Source organism: Pseudoduganella violacea, assembly GCF_014191875.1.
Classification (GTDB): domain Bacteria; phylum Pseudomonadota; class Gammaproteobacteria; order Burkholderiales; family Burkholderiaceae_D; genus Rugamonas; species Rugamonas violacea_A.
In genome coordinates this window covers 270190-289531 of sequence record NZ_JACHXD010000006.1, presented here as the reverse complement: position 1 = coordinate 289531, position 19342 = coordinate 270190, and the positions used below count along the sequence as shown (strand labels likewise).

The 19342-nt window shown below is 64.8% G+C and carries 17 protein-coding genes; 1 reads left to right on the top strand and 16 read right to left on the bottom strand.

All coding sequences use genetic code 11. From position 1 onward, the window contains the following. Nucleotides 1–31: 31 nt before the first annotated feature. The 4 genes from FHS03_RS13290 to FHS03_RS13275 all read right to left on the bottom strand — a co-directional run bounded on the left by FHS03_RS13290 (nt 32) and on the right by FHS03_RS13275 (nt 5326). Entirely contained in the window at nt 32–436 is a 405-nt protein-coding gene (locus FHS03_RS13290; RefSeq protein ID WP_183441436.1) for a hypothetical protein, read from the bottom strand. Nucleotides 437–593: 157 nt separating this feature from the next. After that, nucleotides 594–1373: a LuxR C-terminal-related transcriptional regulator gene (locus FHS03_RS13285; RefSeq protein ID WP_183441435.1), complete on the bottom strand. Its 780-nt coding sequence runs from the start codon at nt 1371–1373 to the stop codon at nt 594–596. Nucleotides 1374–1643: 270 nt separating this feature from the next. Further along, nucleotides 1644–2309, bottom strand: coding sequence for an NF038129 family PEP-CTERM protein (locus FHS03_RS13280; RefSeq protein ID WP_183441434.1), 666 nt, complete (start codon nt 2307–2309; stop codon nt 1644–1646). Nucleotides 2310–2329: 20 nt separating this feature from the next. Beyond that, the gene (locus tag FHS03_RS13275; protein WP_183441433.1) at nt 2330–5326 is read right to left on the bottom strand and encodes an ExeM/NucH family extracellular endonuclease; all 2997 of its coding nucleotides are present in this window, start codon (nt 5324–5326) and stop codon (nt 2330–2332) included. Nucleotides 5327–5573: 247 nt separating this feature from the next. Here FHS03_RS13275 and FHS03_RS13270 point away from each other — a divergent pair, with 247 nt between their 5' ends. After that, nucleotides 5574–6224 (top strand): PEP-CTERM sorting domain-containing protein, encoded by a 651-nt coding sequence (locus FHS03_RS13270; RefSeq protein WP_183441432.1) that lies wholly within the window; start codon nt 5574–5576, stop codon nt 6222–6224. On the opposite strand, the gene FHS03_RS13265 is transcribed toward FHS03_RS13270, so the two are convergent. The 12 genes from FHS03_RS13265 to FHS03_RS13210 all read right to left on the bottom strand — a co-directional run bounded on the left by FHS03_RS13265 (nt 6187) and on the right by FHS03_RS13210 (nt 19247). Beyond that, complete coding sequence (locus FHS03_RS13265) at nt 6187–7218, bottom strand: TIGR03790 family protein (protein ID WP_307729542.1); 1032 nt, start codon at nt 7216–7218, stop codon at nt 6187–6189. The genes FHS03_RS13270 and FHS03_RS13265 overlap by 38 nt on opposite strands. Nucleotides 7219–7304: 86 nt before the next feature. Continuing rightward, nucleotides 7305–7838: an FxDxF family PEP-CTERM protein gene (locus FHS03_RS13260; RefSeq protein ID WP_183441431.1), complete on the bottom strand. Its 534-nt coding sequence runs from the start codon at nt 7836–7838 to the stop codon at nt 7305–7307. Between the two features lie 327 nt (nt 7839–8165). After that, the gene (locus FHS03_RS13255; RefSeq protein ID WP_183441430.1) at nt 8166–8744 is read right to left on the bottom strand and encodes an FxDxF family PEP-CTERM protein; all 579 of its coding nucleotides are present in this window, start codon (nt 8742–8744) and stop codon (nt 8166–8168) included. A gap of 45 nt (nt 8745–8789) precedes the next feature. Further along, a complete protein-coding gene (locus tag FHS03_RS13250) occupies nt 8790–9332 on the bottom strand; it encodes an FxDxF family PEP-CTERM protein (RefSeq protein WP_183441429.1) in 543 nt (180 codons plus the stop codon). A 174-nt stretch (nt 9333–9506) separates the two neighbouring features. Continuing rightward, nucleotides 9507–10925: a mannose-1-phosphate guanylyltransferase/mannose-6-phosphate isomerase gene (locus tag FHS03_RS13245; RefSeq protein ID WP_183441428.1), complete on the bottom strand. Its 1419-nt coding sequence runs from the start codon at nt 10923–10925 to the stop codon at nt 9507–9509. Next, a complete protein-coding gene (locus FHS03_RS13240) occupies nt 10922–12091 on the bottom strand; it encodes a nucleotidyltransferase family protein (protein ID WP_183441427.1) in 1170 nt (389 codons plus the stop codon). Before FHS03_RS13240 ends, FHS03_RS13245 begins: the two co-directional genes overlap by 4 nt. Nucleotides 12092–12123: 32 nt before the next feature. Next, nucleotides 12124–13122 carry a UDP-glucose 4-epimerase GalE gene (gene galE, locus FHS03_RS13235; RefSeq protein WP_183441426.1) on the bottom strand — a complete coding sequence of 333 codons (999 nt, stop codon included), beginning with the start codon at nt 13120–13122 and terminating at the stop codon, nt 12124–12126. Next, complete coding sequence (locus FHS03_RS13230) at nt 13123–14370, bottom strand: glycosyltransferase family 4 protein (RefSeq protein WP_183441425.1); 1248 nt, start codon at nt 14368–14370, stop codon at nt 13123–13125. Further along, nucleotides 14354–15664: a nucleotide sugar dehydrogenase gene (locus tag FHS03_RS13225; RefSeq protein WP_183441424.1), complete on the bottom strand. Its 1311-nt coding sequence runs from the start codon at nt 15662–15664 to the stop codon at nt 14354–14356. The genes FHS03_RS13230 and FHS03_RS13225 overlap by 17 nt, the downstream gene beginning before the upstream one ends. A 15-nt stretch (nt 15665–15679) precedes the next feature. Next, the gene (locus FHS03_RS13220; protein ID WP_183441423.1) at nt 15680–17668 is read right to left on the bottom strand and encodes a heparinase II/III family protein; all 1989 of its coding nucleotides are present in this window, start codon (nt 17666–17668) and stop codon (nt 15680–15682) included. Beyond that, the gene (locus FHS03_RS13215; RefSeq protein ID WP_183441422.1) at nt 17665–18735 is read right to left on the bottom strand and encodes a glycosyltransferase family 4 protein; all 1071 of its coding nucleotides are present in this window, start codon (nt 18733–18735) and stop codon (nt 17665–17667) included. Before FHS03_RS13215 ends, FHS03_RS13220 begins: the two co-directional genes overlap by 4 nt. After that, entirely contained in the window at nt 18732–19247 is a 516-nt protein-coding gene (locus FHS03_RS13210; RefSeq protein ID WP_221208133.1) for a serine acetyltransferase, read from the bottom strand. The genes FHS03_RS13215 and FHS03_RS13210 overlap by 4 nt, the downstream gene beginning before the upstream one ends. Nucleotides 19248–19342 lie beyond the last annotated feature (95 nt).

The window sequence follows — 19342 nt, the reverse complement described above, 5'->3', positions numbered from 1 at the left end:
CCAAGGCCGCGAGTCCCGCTCGCGGCCTTTTTTATTGGGCGGCGGCGGACGCGCCGCCGGCCTGGCAGCGGCCGGCGCGGCAGACGGCGCCGGGATCGTCGACCAGGCTGCAATCGGAGGCCAGGCCGGCATTTTCCTTGACGCGCTGGGCCTGGTAGCGCCGGGCCAGCGCTTGCAGGCGCGCGCCGTCGGCGCTGGCGCTGGACCAGGGCAGATAGGCTTCCGGCCCGCCGCAAGCCTTGGCGCCCAGGGGCAGGCTATGGCATTGGCTGGCGCTGCTGCAGCTGTTGTGGGCGGCCAGGGTGCGGATGCGGGCCAAGGTGGACGCCGCATCCGGCGTCTCGGCCGCGCCGGCTGGCGGCGTCGTGGCGGCGGGCGGCGCAGCGCAGGCGCCGCACAGCACGGCGGCCAGCAGCGCGGGAAACAGGATTTTCATGGAAGGGATCCGGGCAGGAAAAAGCCCATGATCGCGCTGCCCGCCAGGATGGTCAAGCAGCATGGCTCCGGCCAAGGCGTGGGGCCACGGCGGCGGCAAACCAGACAGGCCAGCTTGGGCTGTCTGGTTTGCCGCGCGGCCGACGCGCGGCGCGGCCTTACAGGCGCGCTTCGGTATAGGGACCGGCGTCCGGCAGGCGCAGGCTGGCGCAGCGGGCCACGGCGTGGGCGCGGTTGCTCACGCCCAGCTGGCGGTACAGGCGCTGCAAATGGTTCTTCACGGTCAGGCCGCTGATGCCGAGCAGCTGGCCGATTTCCTCATTGCCCTTGCCTTCGCGCAGCCAGCGCATGATCTGGGCCTGGCGCGCACTGATGCGGGCCGTGCCGGCGCCCTCGGCGGGCGTGCCCAGGCTTTGCAAACCCATGTGCAGATACGGCAGCAGCAGGCGCAGGCAGTGGGCATGGCGGGCATCAGGCGCCGGCGCCACGCCGAACAGGCAGAAGAAGGTGGCGCCGCCCGGCAGGCTGTCGCTGCCGTGGGCCAGCACATTGTCGAGGCCAAGCGCATGCAATTCGGCCGGCAGATTGCCGGGAACGCCCTGCTGGCGGCCTTGCGGCGCGGCGGCGCACAGGGCCAGCGGCACGGCCGCGCCTTCGCGGTAGCGGCGCTGCAGGCGCACGGCCAGCCCGCTGGCCGGATCGCACAGGCTGCGGCGCAATCCCTCATCCAGCACGCCGCTGTGGAAGCATTCGCTATGCAGCACAGCGCCATTCGGCCCCAGTTGCAGGCACACCAGCACGCGGTGCGGCAAGAGCGCCTGCAACTGCCCCTGGGTCCACAGGAAGAACTGGCTGCGTTCGCCGATGGCCAGCGCGGTTTCGAAGGCATGCAACAGGTGCTGCTGCTGCTGCGGATTCAGAATTACGATGGGTTGCACAAAGTCTCCAGTCTTCTTATACGCAGGCGTAGCTCTCGGGCTTGCCTTAAGTTAAAAACAAATTTAACTATGTATTAATCTGAAGTGTCCATTCCAAATACTACGTAGCTCCCGGTTACAGTCAGGGCAAATGGGGCGCTTGCGTGTCAAAAATCCCAGCAGAAACAAGACTTTCCATTCAAAAGAAGAGACGCACCGGCCATCCGGGCCCGGTGCGTCTCTGTGGCGTGCACGCATCACTTTTCCGCGTGCAGGGGGTTAGCGCAAGACTTACAGCTTATCGCCATCCCAAGGTTTGCGGCGGCGCAACATGCCCGTTATCAGCAACAGGCCGGTGGCGGTCAGCACCAGCATCGACGGTTCCGGCACTTGGCTGACGCTGGCGGCCGCCGAGGAAATCGTGGTGTCGAGGCGGCCAGCGGCGCCGACGGCCGTGCCCGGGGTCCAGGCGAAGCTGACCAGGCTGCCATCGATGCCGGACGGATTGCCCAGCAGCGTGACCTTGTCGGCCGCGTAGGCGGACACGGCAAACGCGGACTGGTTGATGCTGCCCGACAGATCGGCGTCGCCGCTGATGTTGAGGTCAAAGCGCAGCAGGCCGCCGAAGTTCACGGCGTGCAACAGGTCGTTCCAGCTGCCGCTATTGCGCAACACATAGCCGCTGGCCAGCGCGCCGCTGACGTCGCCGAAGACTTCGGTGGCGGCGCCGGCGTCGAAGCCGTGGAAGTTGCTCAGGCGCGCCGTGGCGGCCGGGCTCAGGCCGGTGCCGGCCGGGTTGAACTGGAAGTCCAGCCAGCCAGTGCTGCCGAAGCCGCGCGTGTCGATCGACACACTCAGCGTGCCGGCGGCGGCCAGGCCGCTGAGCAGGGCCAGGGTGACGGCGGCCACGGCCTGGCGCGCCAGCTGGCGCAGGGAGAAGGTGGAAGTGGTGAACATGGTGTGTTTTTCCTTAAGCATTAGAAGTTACCGCGATACAGCTTGGTGCTGTAGCTGGTGTTGACCTTGGACGGGTTGCTGAAGCTGACCGCCACCGTGAGCGCCGCGCCCGGCGCCAGCTCGCTGGCGTTCAGAGTGATGTAGGGCGCGCCCTGATGGCTGCCGGTGGCGTTGCTCAGGCTGACGCCGGCCGTCAGGTTTTCCAGCGCCAGCTGGAAGGGACCGCTCAGCACCTCGCTGCCGTGATTGCGTACGGTGATGGTGCCGCTGAATTTCTGCGTGGCGCGGTTGAACACCAGGGCCGAGCTTTGCACCTGCACGCTGGCCGTGATGTCGCTGACGGCCGGCTGCAGGTTCAGGCTGACCACCACCGGATCGTGGTCGGAGGCGCGGTAAGGCAGCGCGTCGTACAGATCCTGCGGCTTGCCGTCGGTGTTGTAGTCGATCACGGTCGGCTCGTCGGCGTTCACATGCCATTCGGCGGCGCCGGCCACTTGCGGGTTCAGCGTGGCGCTGGCCAGGGCGTGGTCGAGGTAGCCGGCCTGGTGGCCGAAGACGTAGGAGTAAGGCAGGCCTTGCGGACGCACGAAGCGCTCCAGCTGGTTGACGAAGCCGCGCGCGGTGATGGCGGCGATCGGGTCTTCCATGCCGTAGGCGTTCATATCGCCGATCAGCAGCACGTCGGGGTCGCCGGCGGCGGCCGCCACCTGCGGCACGAAGACCTGGGCCAGGCGCTGGGCCTGCTGCACGCGGGTGGCGTTCCAGCAGCTCTGGCCATCGCCGCGGTCGGCGTCGGCGCCGCTGCCGCCCGGGCAGCTGCCCTTCGATTTCAGGTGGTTGACGATGAGCGAGAACTTCTCGCCGTTGGCGGCGCGGAAGGTCTGGGCCATCGGCGGCCGGTTGTTGATGCTGTGGTCGTCGGCCAGGGCCGGGCCGGCCAGGCTCAGGCGGCCGGGCTTGTAGATCATGGCGACGCGGATGGCGTCGGTGCCGGTGGCGGCCGGTTTCGGCACCGCGGCGTAGACGGTGGCGCCGTAGGACGCGTTCAGGCTGTCGACCAGGTAGTTGACGGCGGTGTCGCCATTGTTCTGGATTTCCATCAAGCCCACGACATCGGCGTCGATGCCTTTGAGCTCGGCCACGATCTTGTCGCGCTGGCGGATGAATTCGTTCAGATTGTCGGCGCCGCGGCAGTTATTGCGCGACACCGAGCCGCCCAGGCTGCAACCCTGGTTGCTCTGGCCGGCCGCGTTCATGCCGTTGGTGAAGGTGGTGAAGAAGTTCAGCACATTGGCGCTGGCCACCTTCACATTGCCGGCCGCCAGCAGCGGCGCGCCGCCGCGCGGGTTGTCGCGCGAGAAGCGCGGCGCGCCCACGGGCTGCAGCTTGAAGGCCGCGCCGCCGCCGCCGATGGCGCCGAAGTCGATCACGCCGGTCAGGTCGGACACGGTGTCGCCGGCGCGCACGGTATTGTCCTGGCCGATATAGGGGATGGTGGTCGGCGTGGTGAAGATGCCGTCGTCGAGCACGATCAGGTTGGCGGCGTTGGCGGCAGCCAGGGCCTGGGCTTCGGCCGAGCGCGGCGCGTAGCGGTTGGTCGGCAGTTCGAGGCGGCCCGAGGACAGGCTCAGCTCGCCGCGCTGGCCCAGGTATTCGGCCTGGGACACGGTCAGCGGGCGCACGAAGCGCACCAGCATGCCTTCGACGCGGTCCAGCTGGGCATTGGGCAGCTCGATATTGGCCGGGGTGATGCTGTGGCCGCTGCTGCGCACGGTAATGGCCGTCACATCCTTGAGCTCGGTGTAGGAACGCTTGGCGCCGCTCGGCGTGTATTCGAACACGGTGCCGGTCACGCGCACCAGATCGCCCGGCTGGGCGTTGCTGGCGGTGGCGCCGGTGTAGACAAACAGGCCGTCCGAGGTGGTGGGGTCGCCGTCGCCGGCCGCGTCCTGCAGGAAGAAGCCGCCGCCCACTTTGAGGGTCAGCACGCCTTCGGTGGTCTGCACCGTGCCGTTGTCCGGGCTGGTGGCGCCGCTGCCCTGGATTTGCGGGATGCGGCGCGTCACGCCGCCGGTGGCGGCCACGGTGACGGTGATGTCGCAGCTGCTGGCGTCGCCATCGGTATTGGCGAAGCGCACGCTGAGCGGATAGCTGCCGACCGCCACGCCGGCGGCCACCGTCAGCTGGGCGCTGGCGCTGGCGCCGGCGGCGCTGGCCGGCGTGAAGTGCTCAAGGCTGATGCCGGCCACGCCGCCGCTCAGGCTGGCGCTGCTGACGATGCCGTCCTCATCCTTGGCCGTCAGCGCGGCGCTGCCTGCGCTGCCGAGCGCCACCGGCAAGGCCGCCGGGCAGCTCACCACGACCGGTTTCACCACCGCTCCGCCGCAGACGTGGCGCGGCGCGCCGCTATTGCGCGGCGCCGGGGCCAGCACGGCGAAGTCGGCGCCGTTCTGGTCGCTGTCGCTGCAGCCCTCTTCCTTGCGCAGCACGGCCGTGGCATTGCCGGTGCCGCCGGCGGCCGCGCCGCCTTCATAGGCATTGGCCGCGCCCCAGCCGAGCAGGTCGATGACGCTGGCGCCGCCCGGATTGGCGCCGCTCAGGGCCACATTGGCATTGCTCAAGGCCACCTTGCCGGCCGTGCCCGACATCGGGATGCTGCCGCTCACGTCGGCCGGCACGTCGACGCTGCCGCCGGCGCCGAGCGCCTCGCGCACCAGGTAGTACTGGCCGGGCTGCAGGGTGACGTCGGGCAGCGCCGTTTTCTGCCAGCTGGTGCCGGCGGCGCTGGCGTACTGCACGCTCCAGCCGTTCAGGGCCACCGGCTTGGCGCCGCGGTTGAACAGCTCGATGAAGTCGGCCTTGTAGGTGGCGCCATTATTGCCGCCACCGCCATACACCTGGCTGATGACGATGTCGGAAGCGGCCAGCGCGGGAACGCTCAGGCCGGCGAACAGGGAGGCCAGCACGGTCAGGCGGGCGGTAGGCGCGCCGAAGCGGGCAGATACGTATCGGTTCATGTTTTTGTCGGGGGTAAAGAAGTTAACAAAAGGACTTCAATATTGCTATTCACATATTAGCGGCCTGTTATTACTGCTTAATGACAATACATTAATTCAATTATGGCAAGTGAAAATGTCGGACATTTCCTACATCTGTCGCGTAGCAACCACCGCTGCTCCCATGGAATGGCGCACACTGCCAGAACACCAAGCATCGTTTCATATCAGAAATGGGCCTGCGCGCCTGCCTTCCGGGATACTGATCATGAGCTTCCTGCACCGTCTTGCCTTGCTGCCGCTGGCGGCCCTGCTGACACTCGGCGGCGCGCCGGCCCACGCCAGCCCGGCTGCCAGCGCCGCCGCGAATCCCGCCTCCCCCTGCTCCAGCCATTTGCGCGAGCCGCGCGCGCGCGCCGATCTGGATGCCAGGTACAACCCCTGCCGCCTGCACGATGGCGAAGTCGGCAGCGGGAACCGTACCAACGACGGCGACAGCGGACGGCAGGACGGGAACGGCCATGAAGAGGATGCGCCGCGCCACCGCTTTCTCGATCTGGGCGAGCAGCATGCGCTGGGCTTGGCGCTGGCGGGCGCGGCGCCCGCCGGCGATGCGGGGCCGCGCCAAGCCGCCCTGCCCGGCTGGCGCTTCGGCGTGGAAGCGGAAGAATGGCGCGCCGCCGGCCAACGGCGGGCGCTAGCGGATGTGTACTGGTGGCGCGAACCCGCGCCCGGCTGGCTGCGCGGCGCCGCCGCGGCCAGCCCCGAGCGCTTCGGCCTGGGCGGCGGCCCCCTCACGTCGCGCGAGGGCGGACTGGTGGCCAGCGCGCCGGTGCCGGAGCCGGCTACATGGCTCAGTCTGCTAGTGGGGCTGGCCCTGCTCAGCGCCGGTAAGGCGCGGCGAGCGGCTCGCCGATGAACAGGCCCTGGGCCGGCCAGGCCACGCTGCGCCAATAGGCTTCGACGGCCGTGGCGCCGTTCAGGTAATGGCGCAGCAGCACGGCGGAATTGGGGAATTTCTGCCAGTAATTGCAGGGTTCGCTAACGGAACCATAACTGGCCGTGGCGCCCGCTTCGAGCCAGCGCAGGCTGCTCATCTGCGTCGTCCCCAGCAGATCGCCCCCCGTCGAGGTCAGGTGGTCGGTCAGGGCGCCGGGCAGGAATTGCAGGGTATCCAGCTTCTCGACGCGCGCCTTGCCGGTTTGGTAGAACATGATGTCGCGCGCGCCTTCCAGCACATCGGACTGCTGGGTCTTGATGCTCAGGCGGCGCGCCGGCAGCGCGGTGCTCTTGGGGAAGAACTGGGCGCGGCTATTGCGCGCCTGTTCGCTGGTGATCAGGAAGTAGGCGTTGGCCGACGGCATGCTGAAGCCGCCCGCCATGCCGCGTCCAATCAACGCCTTGGCATCGGCCACCGATTCGGTCGGCATCAGCATGGCCAGGCGCATCATATGCTGTTGCGCGGGCTTGGCCGCGTTCGAGTTGAAATAGGGACTGGACTTGCCCGGTCCGCAAGGCTTGGCGCACTGCTCGGCATCGAAGCCCAGGGCATAGGCGCTGGTCAGGGAATTGCATTCGACCGCATAGGGCGCGGTCCAGACAAAGAGCACGGCCTGGATCTCGGGGCCGAGCTTGGCGTTGATTTCATCCTTGAGCTTGCCGAAGCTGATCACATCGAGCTTGCGCGGGCGCTGCGGAATGCGCACATGCACCACATTGGCATCGGGGATATGGCGCGCCTTGCGGTAATACTCGCCGATTTCGACGCTGTTCGGTTCTTCGTCATTGATGACAATGGCGAGCTGGGCGGGCTGCAAGCCGGCGGCGGGCGGCAGGCCGGAGTCGGCGGCGGCCGGCAAGGCAGTCAGGGCAGCGGCCACGGCGGCCACCCGGGAAAGGGACAGGAAACGCAAAACGCTCACTCCGTGGAAGTCACAATAATAAAAAACGGAAGCTGCCGCTCAGCGGCGGCAGCTTCCGTTCCGATTATAGCGCGAGCTTAAGCGGCTTTATCGTCTTTGCGGCGGCGGGCCAGGAAACCAGCCACACCCAGACCGGCCAGCAGCATGCCGTAGGTGGCAGGCTCAGGCACGGCAGTCACGGTCAGATTGCCACCGTAGCTGATGGCTTTCGACGTCAGCACGGTGCCGGTGATCAGCAGATAGTAGCTGTCGCCCACCAGCTGGCTGGTGTTCAGGGTCCACACATCCGCCAGGCCGCTGGCCTGTTGCACGCCGCCCAGGGACAGGCCGGCGGAGTTGAACAGGCTGAAGCCGGTGATGCTGATGACATCCACCAGACCCGGGCTGACGGCCACGACGCCGGTGCCGATGTCGCCGGTGCCGCCCAAGGTGAAGTTCCAGCGGTCGCTAAAGGTGTCGCCCGCGTTGGCTTGCAGCGAACGGCCATAGTCGATGGTGCCGCCGGTCAGCGTGATGTTCTTGCTTTGGCTGACATCGGCCGCGTAGGCCGAACCAGCTGCCAGCGAGGCTGCCGCCAGTGCTACTGCAGCAAAAATTTTCTTACCATGCATTGTATTACCCCCGTAAAAATAAGGTCGGTCACCCGAAGGCAACCGGGTTCATCAAGTACTGCGCCGCGATACTAACATGGGGTAAAAAAGAACATTGCACGATTGACATGGTTTTATTTCCCAATAAAAACAATGCCTTAGATAAACTTTACAAATGCAATGCACCAGCGCACGCCCGTTCAGAGGGAAAAGCCGCTGCCATTTCACAAGCTGCAAAGCGCACGCTACGATGTAGGAAGTTTCCTACGCGAAGACGAGAAAAATTGAAGGGAAAACCACAATAAAAAAGGAGGCCGCAGCCTCCTTTTGATTTGTGCAGCGCGGAAATTACGCTTGCTTGCGGCGACGCGCCACCAGCGCCACCAGGCCCAGGCCGGTCAGCAGCATGCCCAGGGTCGCCGGCTCAGGAACCGCCACGGTTGGCGCCACGGCGATATTGCCGCTGTAGGAGCCGCCGGCGGAAGAATTGACGTAACCTTCCACGGCCAAGGTGTATTTGCCGGCGCCCAGCGGGGTCTTGCCGCTGTCGAACAGCCAGGTCTGGCTCGATGGCAGCGAGTTGAGCACATCCTGCTTGCCGATGAACACGTAGTTGCTGCCGTTCAGCAGGCTGAAGCCGCTGATGTGCAAGCCGGAACTGGCGTTCAGCACCGAACTCATCATCGCCGACAAGTCATACGTGGTGGTGGTGGTGAAGGTGTACAGGTCTTTGAAGTAGTTATTGCCTTCGCCGGCCTGGGCGCCATTGACCAGCTTGATGGTGCGGCCGATGCCGGCGCTGGAATAGTCATCCAGTTCGGCGCTCAAGTCGCTTCCCGGCCCGCTCAGGTTGATCGGGGCAGCGCCGGCCACGCCGGCGACAGCTAACAGGAAGGTCAACAGCAAGGATTGGACAGTTTTTTTCATAAATGGTGTGTGAACTGGATTAAGCCGCTAGGGTTGGAAGTCGCATCACGCCGCTGACGCGCGGCGGCGCGCCGCGATGCCGCCCACCAGCGCCAGACCGCCCAGCAGCATGGCATAGGTCGTCGGTTCCGGTACCGGCGCGAAAATGCGGCCATTGGCGGCATAGGTGCCGCCGGTGCTCGAGATCAGGGAACCGCTGACCTTGAGGTAGTAATTGCCCTTGCCCAGCTGGGTGGCCAAGTCCCATTCGTCGCGCGCGCCGGTGCTGCGCATGGTGCCGTGCAGGATCAGGTGGTCGTCGGCGCCGAACAGGGAAAAGCCCGTCAGATCCAGGCCGGTGGCGGCGCTCGGGCTGGTCGAGGTCAGCGAGAAGCTCACGCTGCGCGCCTGGTCCAGGCTGAACTGGAAAACATCGTTGAAGAAGTTGTCTTTATTATTCTTTTTGTAGCCCTGCGTCCACTCCTGCGACGCCACGCCACCCTGCAGAACCTGCTGGTTTGGCGAACTGATGTCTTTAGCAGCGTGGGCGGCACCGGCGAACAGTGCGCAAGCGGTGAAGGCGGCGGCCAGGATCGACTTGCTTTTCATGTGAAACCTCTTGTTTGAAATCAAATTAAGTTGTTAAAGATGATAGCACAGGCTCTGCCGTTCGGCTTGCCGCCGTTACAATTTTCAATTGCTTTAAGGCATTACTGATGTATGAAAAGAAAAAGGCCGGCAGCCACCCTGCGGGCGCTTTCCGGCCTTTTTAGCGCGGGCGGTTTAGGTACGCTGGTACACGTCCTCGAAACGCACGATATCGTCCTCGCCCAGGTAGCTGCCCGACTGCACTTCGATCAGGTGCAGCGGCACCTTGCCCGGGTTTTCCAGACGGTGGTTCATGCCGATCGGAATGAAGGTCGACTCGTTTTCGGTCAGCAGGCTGACCTTGTCGCCACAGGTGACGCGCGCCGTGCCGCTGACCACCACCCAGTGCTCGGCGCGGTGGTGGTGCATCTGCAGCGACAGCTTGCCGCCCGGGTTGACGGTGATGCGCTTGACCTGGAAGCGCTCGCCGATATCGATGCCTTCGTAGCAGCCCCATGGACGGTAGACCTTGGTGTGGTGCAGGTGCTCGGTACGGTCCTTGTCCTTCAAGTGTTCGACGATCTGCTTGACGCGCTGCACCTGGTCCTTGTGCGCCACCAGCACGGCGTCATTGGTTTCCACCACGACCAGATCCTGCACGCCGACCACGGCCACGATGCGGCTCTCGGCGCGCACCAGGGAGCCGGACACATTGTCCAGATACACATCGCCGCGCGTCACATTGCCCTGGGCGTCGCCCGGCTGCACTTCCCACAGCGCCGACCAGGAACCGACATCGCTCCAGCCGATCGAAGCCGGCACCACGACGGCGTGGCGGGTGCGCTCCATCACCGCATAGTCGATGGAGTCGGAAGGACAGGCGGTGAACGCCGCTTCGTCCAGACGGCAGAAGTCGAGGTCGCGGTAATCCTTGGCCACGGCCTGCTCGGCGGCGCTGGCGATGGCCGGCTGGAAGGCGGCCAGTTCCTTCAGATAGGCGTCGGCGCGGAACAGGAACATGCCGCTATTCCAGTAATAATGGCCGGCGTCGACGAAGCCCTGGGCCGTTTCACGGTTCGGTTTCTCGACGAAACGCTCGACCTTGAAGCATTGCTCGCCCTGGGCCAGCGCTTCACCGCTCTTGATATAGCCATAGCCGGTTTCCGGGCCGGTCGGCACGATGCCGAAGGTGGCCAGGGCGCCGTCGGCCACCAGGGCGCTGGCGCGCACGATGGCGGCGTAGAAGGCGTCGACGTCGGCGATCACGTGGTCGGCCGGCAACACCAGCATCACGGCGTCCGGGTCGATCGCTTGCAGATAATGGGCGGCGGCGGCCACGGCCGGCGCGGTATTGCGGCCCACCGGCTCGAGCAGGATGCCGAGCGGCTTGATGCCCACTTCGCGCATCTGCTCGGCCACCAGGAAGCGGTGCTCATTGCCGCAGACGATCAGCGGCTGCATCAGGTCGGGGCGGCCAGCCAGGCGCAGCGCCGTATCCTGCAGCATGGTCTTATCCGACACCAGGGGCAGCAACTGCTTGGGCAAGACGGCGCGCGACAGCGGCCACAGACGGGTACCGGCGCCGCCGGACAGAATTACGGGATAAATCTTCATGCTTTTTTCTGTTCTAAATGGAGGTATTCGTTATCGTTTTCCGGACGGCGGCGGATAGCGCGGCGGTCGCGCGCATTGGCCCAGCCGTCCGTATCGTTCTGCGAAAGCTGCTTCATTTCGCCGGCGCGGTCCACACTATAATCCTTAAACACGATTAATTCGTTAAGGGTAACATCCGGTAACACCCGCGTATATTCAAATAAGACGCTGCGCACCACTTTGGCGCCCGAGCAGATATGGCTGCCGTGGCCGATCCAGGTCGGGCCGACGATGTGGGCGCCGGCATCGATGCGCGCGCCGGAACCGAGGTAGACCGGGCCTTCGATGATGGTGCCGTCGCCCCAGTCGATACTGGTGTTCAGGCCCACCCACAAGCCATCCTGCACCTGGATGCCGGGCACAGCCATATTCGCCACTTCGCCCATCAGCACACTTTGCAGCACTTCCCAGTAATCCTTGACGCTGCCGATATCGGTCCAGTTGAACTTGCGCGTCTGGCTGTAGAACGGCAGGCCACGCTCGGCCAGCAGCGGAAACAGCTCGGAGCCGATGTCGAAGGGCCGGTCGGACGGGATCAAGTCGATCACTTCCGGTTCGAAAATGTAGATGCCGGTGCTGGCGCAATTCGATTTGGCCGCGTCCTGGGCCGGCTTTTCCTGGAATTCGCGCACACGGCCGTCTTCGTCGCTGACCACCACACCATAGCTGCTGACCTTATCCCACGGCACTTCGCGCGTGATCACAGTGGCCAGGGCGCCTTTACGGCGGTGCTCGTACAGCGCCGATTTGATGTCGAGGTCGATCAAGGCGTCGCCGCACAGCACGATGGTGGTTTCGTCGAAGAAACCGCCGAATTCCTGGATCTTCTTGATGCCGCCGGCCGACCCCAGCGGTTCGGGCACGATCTCGCCCTCGTCATTGGTATGGCCTTCGAAGGAGTAGCCGATCTGCACGCCGTACTGGTGGCCTTCACCGAAATACTCTTCGATCTTTTCATGCAGATGGGCCACATTCACCATGATCTCCGTGATGCCATAGCGCGCCAAGTGCTCGACCAGATAGGCCATCACCGGCTTGCCCAGGATGGGAATCATGGGCTTGGGCAATTCATAGGTGAGCGGGCGCACACGCGTACCCTTGCCGGCCGCAAGAATCATTGCTTTCATCTAAACCCCCTTGTAGCGTTTGCGCGGTGTTTTTATTTTGCCGAGGACTGCCAGCGCCAGGCGTCGGTGCACATGCGGCCGATATCGTATTCGGCGCGCCAGCCCAGTTCGCGTTCAGCCAGCTCGGTATCGGCATAGCAGGCCGCCACATCGCCGGCGCGGCGCGCCACGATGCGGTAAGGTACCGGCTGGCCGCTGGCCGCTTCAAAGGCGCGCACCATTTCCAGCACGCTGTTGCCGCGTCCCGTTCCCAGATTGTAGGTAAATACGCCCGGGCCTGTCGCCAGCTTGTCCAGCGTGCGCACATGGCCGCGCGCCAGATCGACCACGTGGATGTAGTCGCGCACGCCGGTGCCATCCACGGTCGGGTAATCGCCGCCGAACACGCTGAGGAATTCGCGCCGCCCCTCGGCCACCTGGGCCACATACGGCAGCAGATTATTCGGAATGCCGTTCGGCTGTTCGCCGATCAGACCGCTTTCATGGGCACCCACCGGATTGAAGTAGCGCAGCAGCGCGATGCGCCAGCTGGCGTCGGACTTGGCCAGGTCGCGCAGGATCTCTTCGATGACCAGTTTGCTACGCCCATAGGGATTGGTGGCCGACAGCGGGAAGTCTTCGGTGATCGGCACCGAGGCCGGATCGCCATACACCGTGGCCGACGAGGAAAACACCAGCGACTTGACGCCGGCCGCGGCCATGCTTTCGAACAGCGCCACGCTGCCGCTGATATTGTTGTCGTAATAGCGCAGCGGCTGCTCGACCGATTCGCCGACCGCTTTCAAGCCAGCGAAATGGATCACCGAATCGAAGCGGTGGGCGGCGAACAGGGCCGCCAGCGCGGCACGGTCGCGGATATCGCCCTGCACGAAAGCGAAGGCGCGGCCGGCGATGCGGGCCACGCGCTCGGCCACGGCGGGATCGGCGTTGGACAGATTGTCGAACACCACGACCTCGTGGCCGGCCTGCAGCAATTCGACGCAGGTGTGGGAGCCGATATAACCCATGCCCCCGGTAACCAGAATCTTCATTCAGCTTCCTTTGCGGTAAGGCGGCACGGCGTTCGGCAGCGGCGCATTGGCCGAGTACAGGCGTTCGTAGGCGGCCAGCAGCTTGGGCGCCTCGTATTCCCATTCCAGCTCGTTGACCACGCGGTTGCGGCCATACTCGCCCATGCGCGCGCGGCGTTCCGGATCGTCGAGCAGTTCGGCGATCTTGCGCGCCATATCGATGGGATCGTTCTTCAGCGCGTAGAGCGAGGCTTCCTGTGCCGACACCTTGCCTTCGACCAGGTCGAACTGGACGATGGGTTTGCCCAGCGCCATGTATTCCATGATCTTGTTCATGGTCGACTTGTCGTTCATATCGTTGGCCACGTCGGGGTTGACGCAGACATCGGCCGTGTTCAGCATTTCCAGCAAGTCCTGGTCGGGCACGCGGCCGGTGAAGGTCACGTGGTCGGCGATGCCCATATCGGCCGCCATCTGGCGCATCTGGTCGAGCGAGGTACCGCCGCCCACCAGGCCGAACTGCACATCGGTGCGGCCCATGACCTGGATCAGGTGGCGCGCCGCTTCCAGCAGCAGGTCGATGCCTTCCTGCGCGCCCATCACGCCGACATAGCCAACCAGGAAACGGCGGCCTTTCTTGAGGCGCTCGACCGGCGGCAGCACGCGCAGGCGGTCCAGCTTGGGACCGCTGCGCACCACATACACCTTGTCCGGGTCCATGCCGCCGCGCTCGATGGCGATTTTCTTGTAGGACTCGTTGGTGGCGATCGACACGTCCGAGGTCTTGAAGGACCAGCGCTCGAACAGCACCATCAGCTTGTAGAAGAAGTCGCGGCGACCGAACTTGGCCTCGTACAGCTCCGGGTTGATGTCGTGGTGGTCGAACAGGAACTTCTTGCCCATGGTGAGCTTGAAGAAGCCGCCGATCAGGAACAGCAGGTCGGGCGGATTGCAGGCGTGGATGACGTCGAAGCCGCGCTGGAACAGCACTTTCCACGCCAGGCGGAAGGTGTGGAACAGGGCCGCCGAATACTCGATCGCATAGCCTTTCGCGCCTTCCGCTTCGAGCGGCAGGCGGTAGCGGTAGATATGGATGCCCTCGATGGCCTCGTAGCGCGACTCATAGCCTTTGCCGGTCGGGCAGATGATCGACACCTCGTAGCCATTGGCGTGCAAGGTGGTCGCTTCCTGCCAGACGCGGCGGTCGAACGGCGACGGCAGGTTCTCGACCAGGATCAGGACGCGGCGCGGCTTACCAGCAGATGCCATCGTACTGACCTCCGCTTTGCTCGGCGCTGATGCGCACCAGGTCAACCAGTTGCTGGCCGGCTTTCAGGCGCGCGGGCACGGCCTTGAATTCGGCCGCGCCATTGCCGATCACCACGGTGTCGGCAAAGTCCAGCACCTCGTCCATGGAATTGACCATGAGCTTGGAGATGTGCGGGATGTGGTTCAGGATGTAATCCTGGTTGGCGCCGGTCAGGGCGGCCAGGTTGACGTTCTTGTCGTACAGCTTGAGCTCGTAGCCCTTGCCCAGCAGATGTTCGATCACGTCGACCAGCGGCGATTCGCGCAGGTCGTCGGTGCCGGCCTTGAACGAGAAGCCGAGGATGCCGACCTTGCGCGCGCCCTTGTCGACGATCATCTTCAAGCCTTTTTCCACCTGCTTCTGGTTCGACGGCAGCACGGAATTCAAGAGCGGCAGATCGAGGTCCAGGCTGCGCGCCTTGTAGGTCAGCGCGCGCACGTCTTTCGGCAGGCAGGAGCCGCCGAAGGCGAAGCCCGGCTTCATATAGTAGGGCGACAGGTTCAGCTTGGTGTCCTGGCAGAAGATTTCCATGACCTTGTGGCCATCGATGCCGACCGCCTTGCAGATATTGCCGATCTCATTGGCGAACGCCACTTTCACCGCGTGCCAGGTATTGTCGGTGTACTTGACCATTTCGGCGGTGGCCACGTCGGTGCGCACCAGGGGCGCGTCCATCTTCTCGTACAGCTTGACCAGCAGCGCGCCGGCCTGCTCGTCGGTTTCGCCGATCACGGTTTTCGGCGGGTGGTAGTAGTCGTACACCGCCGTGCCTTCGCGCAGGAATTCGGGGTTGTTGCAGACGCCGAAGTCGACGCCGGCCTTCTTGCCCGACGCTTCTTCCAGGGCCGGGATGACCACCGAGGTCATCGAGCCGGGCAGCATGGTGCTGCGCGCCACGACCACGTGGAAGCCGGCCTTGTCCTTGATGGCGGCGCCGATCTGCTGGCACACCTTGCGCACATGGCTCAAGTCCAGGTTGCCATTGAGCTGGGACGGGGTGCCGACGCAGATCAGGGACATGTCGCTGCCCAGCACGGCGTCGCGCACATCGGTGGTGGCGCGCAGCAGGCCGCTCTTGACGGTGGCGGCGATCATCTCGCCGATGTCTTTTTCGATAATCGGGGTCGTACCCTGATTGATCAGGTCCACCTTGGTTTGGTTGGGGTCCACGCCGATCACGGTATGGCCGTCGGAAGCCAGACAGCCGGCGGACACCGCCCCTACATAACCCAGGCCAAAGATACTGATTTTCAAGATATTACTCCTCTATTAATGTGCCTTGAACTGCCATTCCAGGACAGTCACGATTTCCGTTGTGCCAACAATCTTACCGCGCCAGATGGCGGTGCTGATGCCGGCTTTTTCATCAAACTTGCGCGAGATCCAGCCCGCGGGCGGCGACTCGCTGCAACGCAGCAATTCCACCCCGGCGCCGAACTCGCAGCGCATATTCAGTCGCGCCCGCTCGCCCTCGATACTGAGCTGGCTGCGCGTGCCTTGGACCTGGCAGCCTTCGGCGAAATGCCAATGCAGGGCCAGCGCGTGCTCGCCCCGGCATTCTAATATATCTTTAATAACAAGGGCGTTCCGATTGGAATCAAATTCCACTTTGCGGCGGTGCAGCACCGGATCCGCCAGCCGGGTATAGCCATCGTGCTCGCCCTCGAACACTTGCAACTCGCCAGTGGCGGCATGGGCCAGCAGCCGCGCCGTCGCCTTGCGCAACCACATGAAATTGCCGCCGATCTCGGACTGGTCCTGGCCATCCACCTGCACCGTGTTGTGGGCGGCGGTACTACGAAAATAGTCGCGCCACAGCTTTTGCGTGTGGTAGGCATAGGTGCCGGGATCGATCAAAAACTCTTCGCCGCCCAGCGACAGCGTAAACGCCAGCGCGTCGGCATGGCCGTGGGCCGCGATCGACAGATAGCCCAGCGGCGCGCAATCGGCCACCAGCCGCACTTCGCCGGCCTGGCCGTAATCCTTGCCCAGCAGGTAGTAGCCGCCCTGCGGGAAAGCCAGCACCGGCCGCTCGGGCCCGGCCGCGCCCAGTTCGTCCCAGCGCGCCGCGCCGGCCGCGCCGAACAGCCAGCGGTTCTTGTCGTCCAGACGGCCCGCCTTGGCCTTGAAGTCGGGCCGGCCGAACAGCAGCGCGCAACTGGCCAGCAGCGAGCGGTAAGGACACCAGCCCGGCTCGTAGCCCAGGCGCACCATCTGGGCATCGTCGGCGTCGCCCGTCATCGGCACATGGCCGCCAGCATCCATCAGGGCCGCCACGAACTCGGCCAGGCGCTCTAGGCGCTGGCGGTAGGCCTGGCTGAAGCCGACGCCATTGGCCGCGCCGATGCGCTGGCACAGCAGCATCATGTCCATCACCTCGTGCTGGTAATAGATGGCCTGCTCCTTATTGACCCCATCTTCCGTGTTTTGTTTCAGCGCTTCTTCTTCCAGGCCGCGCTGGGCCAGGGCTTGCCAGCGCGCCGCCTCCGGCCAGCACGGCCAGTTGACGGCCGCCACGAACAGGCCCATGTATTCGCCGAACAAATGGTTGTTGGCCGAGGAATGGCGCGAGAAATAGCCGCGGATGAAGTGGCAGTGCTGGTAGACATTGTCCAGCCACTGGCGCAGGAAGCGCTGGCCGCCCTCCCCTTCGAACAGGAAGGACGTCTTGCCGCCCAGCAGTTGCCAGGCAAAGGCCCAGTTCAAAAGCCGCACCGCCAGTTCCAGCGAGCTGGTCCAGTGCACGCCTTGCGGATACGGGCATTGCGCAAGCCAGGATTGTAACAGCTCGCGCGCGCCCTCCGCATAACGGCGCTCCCCGCTCAGGCGCCAGGCCAGGGCCAGCGTCACCAGTTCCAGGTGGCGGCTCGGCTCCCACAGATACTTGATATCGCCCACCACGCGCTCGCTGCGGTAGTCGATCAGCTTGCCCAACTGCATGGGCGCCGTGGTGCCGGTCTTGGGATCGCGGTTCCATTGCGGCGGGAAGCCCAGCGGCAAGCCGCGCAGGGCGAACACATTCCAGCGCCCGGCCAGGATGGCGTCGGCGGCGGCACAAACGGTGGCTTGATCGACGCCGGCGGCGGCATCGCCGACAAAGGCCGCCCCCAGGCGGCCCAGGTCCGGCGCCGGCGCCCGGGCCGCCAGACCCAGGCCGAATTTACTGGCCTTCTTTTGCAGCAGTTGCTGCACGCGCCAGGCGATTTCGGGCGCGCCCATCAGTTTCAGGCGGTTGAGCTTCCACGCTAAGGAGGTCATTTCGGTGCGAATCCCAATTCGGTGTACATTTTTTCCAGCTGCGGCAGCACGGCCTGCGTCGCAAACATCGTGGCGACCTTGCGCCGCCCCGCCTCGCCCATGCGCTGCGCCAACTGCGTATCGTTTAGCAACTGTTGCAGGCGCATGGCCAGCGCCGCGACATCGCCGGGCGGAACCAGGAAGCCCTCCACGCCATCGGTCACGGCATCCGGAATGCCGCCGACGGGCGTGGTGACCACGGGCAGGCCGGCCGCCATGGCTTCCAGCACGCTCATCGGCAAGCCTTCGTTATAGGACGGCAGCGTGAAGACGCTGGCTTGTTCCAGCTGCGCTTGCTTATCCACGCCACTGACCCAGCCCAGCAAGCGCAGATGCTCGGCCAGCCCCAGTTGCGCCGCCCGGGCCGCGACGGCCGGCAATTCGCCATCGCCGCCCAGGCGCAGCTGCAAGTCTGGCTGCGCCGCGACCAGTTGCGCCGCCGCCTCGAGCAAATCGTAGCTGCCCTTACCTTTGCACAGGCGCCCCAAAGCCAGCACCGTGCCGGCGCGGCGCGCCGCCCACGGCACCATGGACGCCGGCATGACAACCGGATTATGGATCACCGTCACGTGCGGATTGCGGCTGATGCCGCGCACCCATTGCTGCCACGCCTCGGACAGCACGATCACCCGGCTGGCGCGGTTGTAAATGAAGCGGATCAGCGCCTGCCGCACCGGGCCGCACTCGCGGCCATAAAACAGCGCGAATTCGCCGCCATGCAAATGCAGGATGGCGGGAATCCGGAACAGGAAGGCCAGCAGGAAAAAGAAGGACTTGCGCCAAAAGCTGGCGCGCGAGGCCACATGCACATGGATCAGGCCCAGCTGCCCGCGGCACAGCATGCCGACGAAACGCGCGTAGGCGCCCAGCATGGCCCCCAGCTTGGCGCCCTTGCCGCCGTCGCGGTGGGTGCCCAGATAGGCGATATCAAAGCGGCTGAGCAAGCCGGCCTCGGCATACACCCGGATCACGGCGGCCACGCCGCCCATGGTCTGCAGGCCGGTGCCGAGCATGAGGATTTTCTTCATGGCTGGGACTCCTGCTGGGCGGGCGAGCGCAACTGTCCCCCACTCAAGCCAGCCAGCACCGCGGCATCGACCACAGGCGTCCAGGCGCCATCACTGAAGAACATCCAGCGGCCGCGGAAACTGTAAAAGCGGTTGTCCAGCGGTGCCGCGCGTGTCACGGTACGCTGCTCGCCCGATAGCACCACGCTGTTGTCGGGCACATCCTCGTACACCACGGCATTGGCCGCGATGCGCACATTGTGGCCGACGCGCACGGCGCCGACGATCTTGGCGCCTGCGCCGATATAGCAATTGTCTCCGATCGTCGGCGCGCCCATGCCTTTGGAGCCGGGCAAGGTATTTGAACCGATCGTCACCTGCTGGAAGATCACACAATTGCGGCCGATCTTGGCGCCACCTGAAACGAAAATGCTTTTGGGTCCATGCGGAAAGCACGGTTCGCCAGCAAACTGAGAATCCCAGGCAATCGAACTGCCGTTCTCATACTGGTACAGGCCATACAGCTTGATCAACACCCGCCGCAGCCAGGGAGTACGGCATTCGGCGCATAAACGCTTCAGCTTCCAGTCGGAACCGAAAGCTGCAACGGCAATTCGAAATAACATAA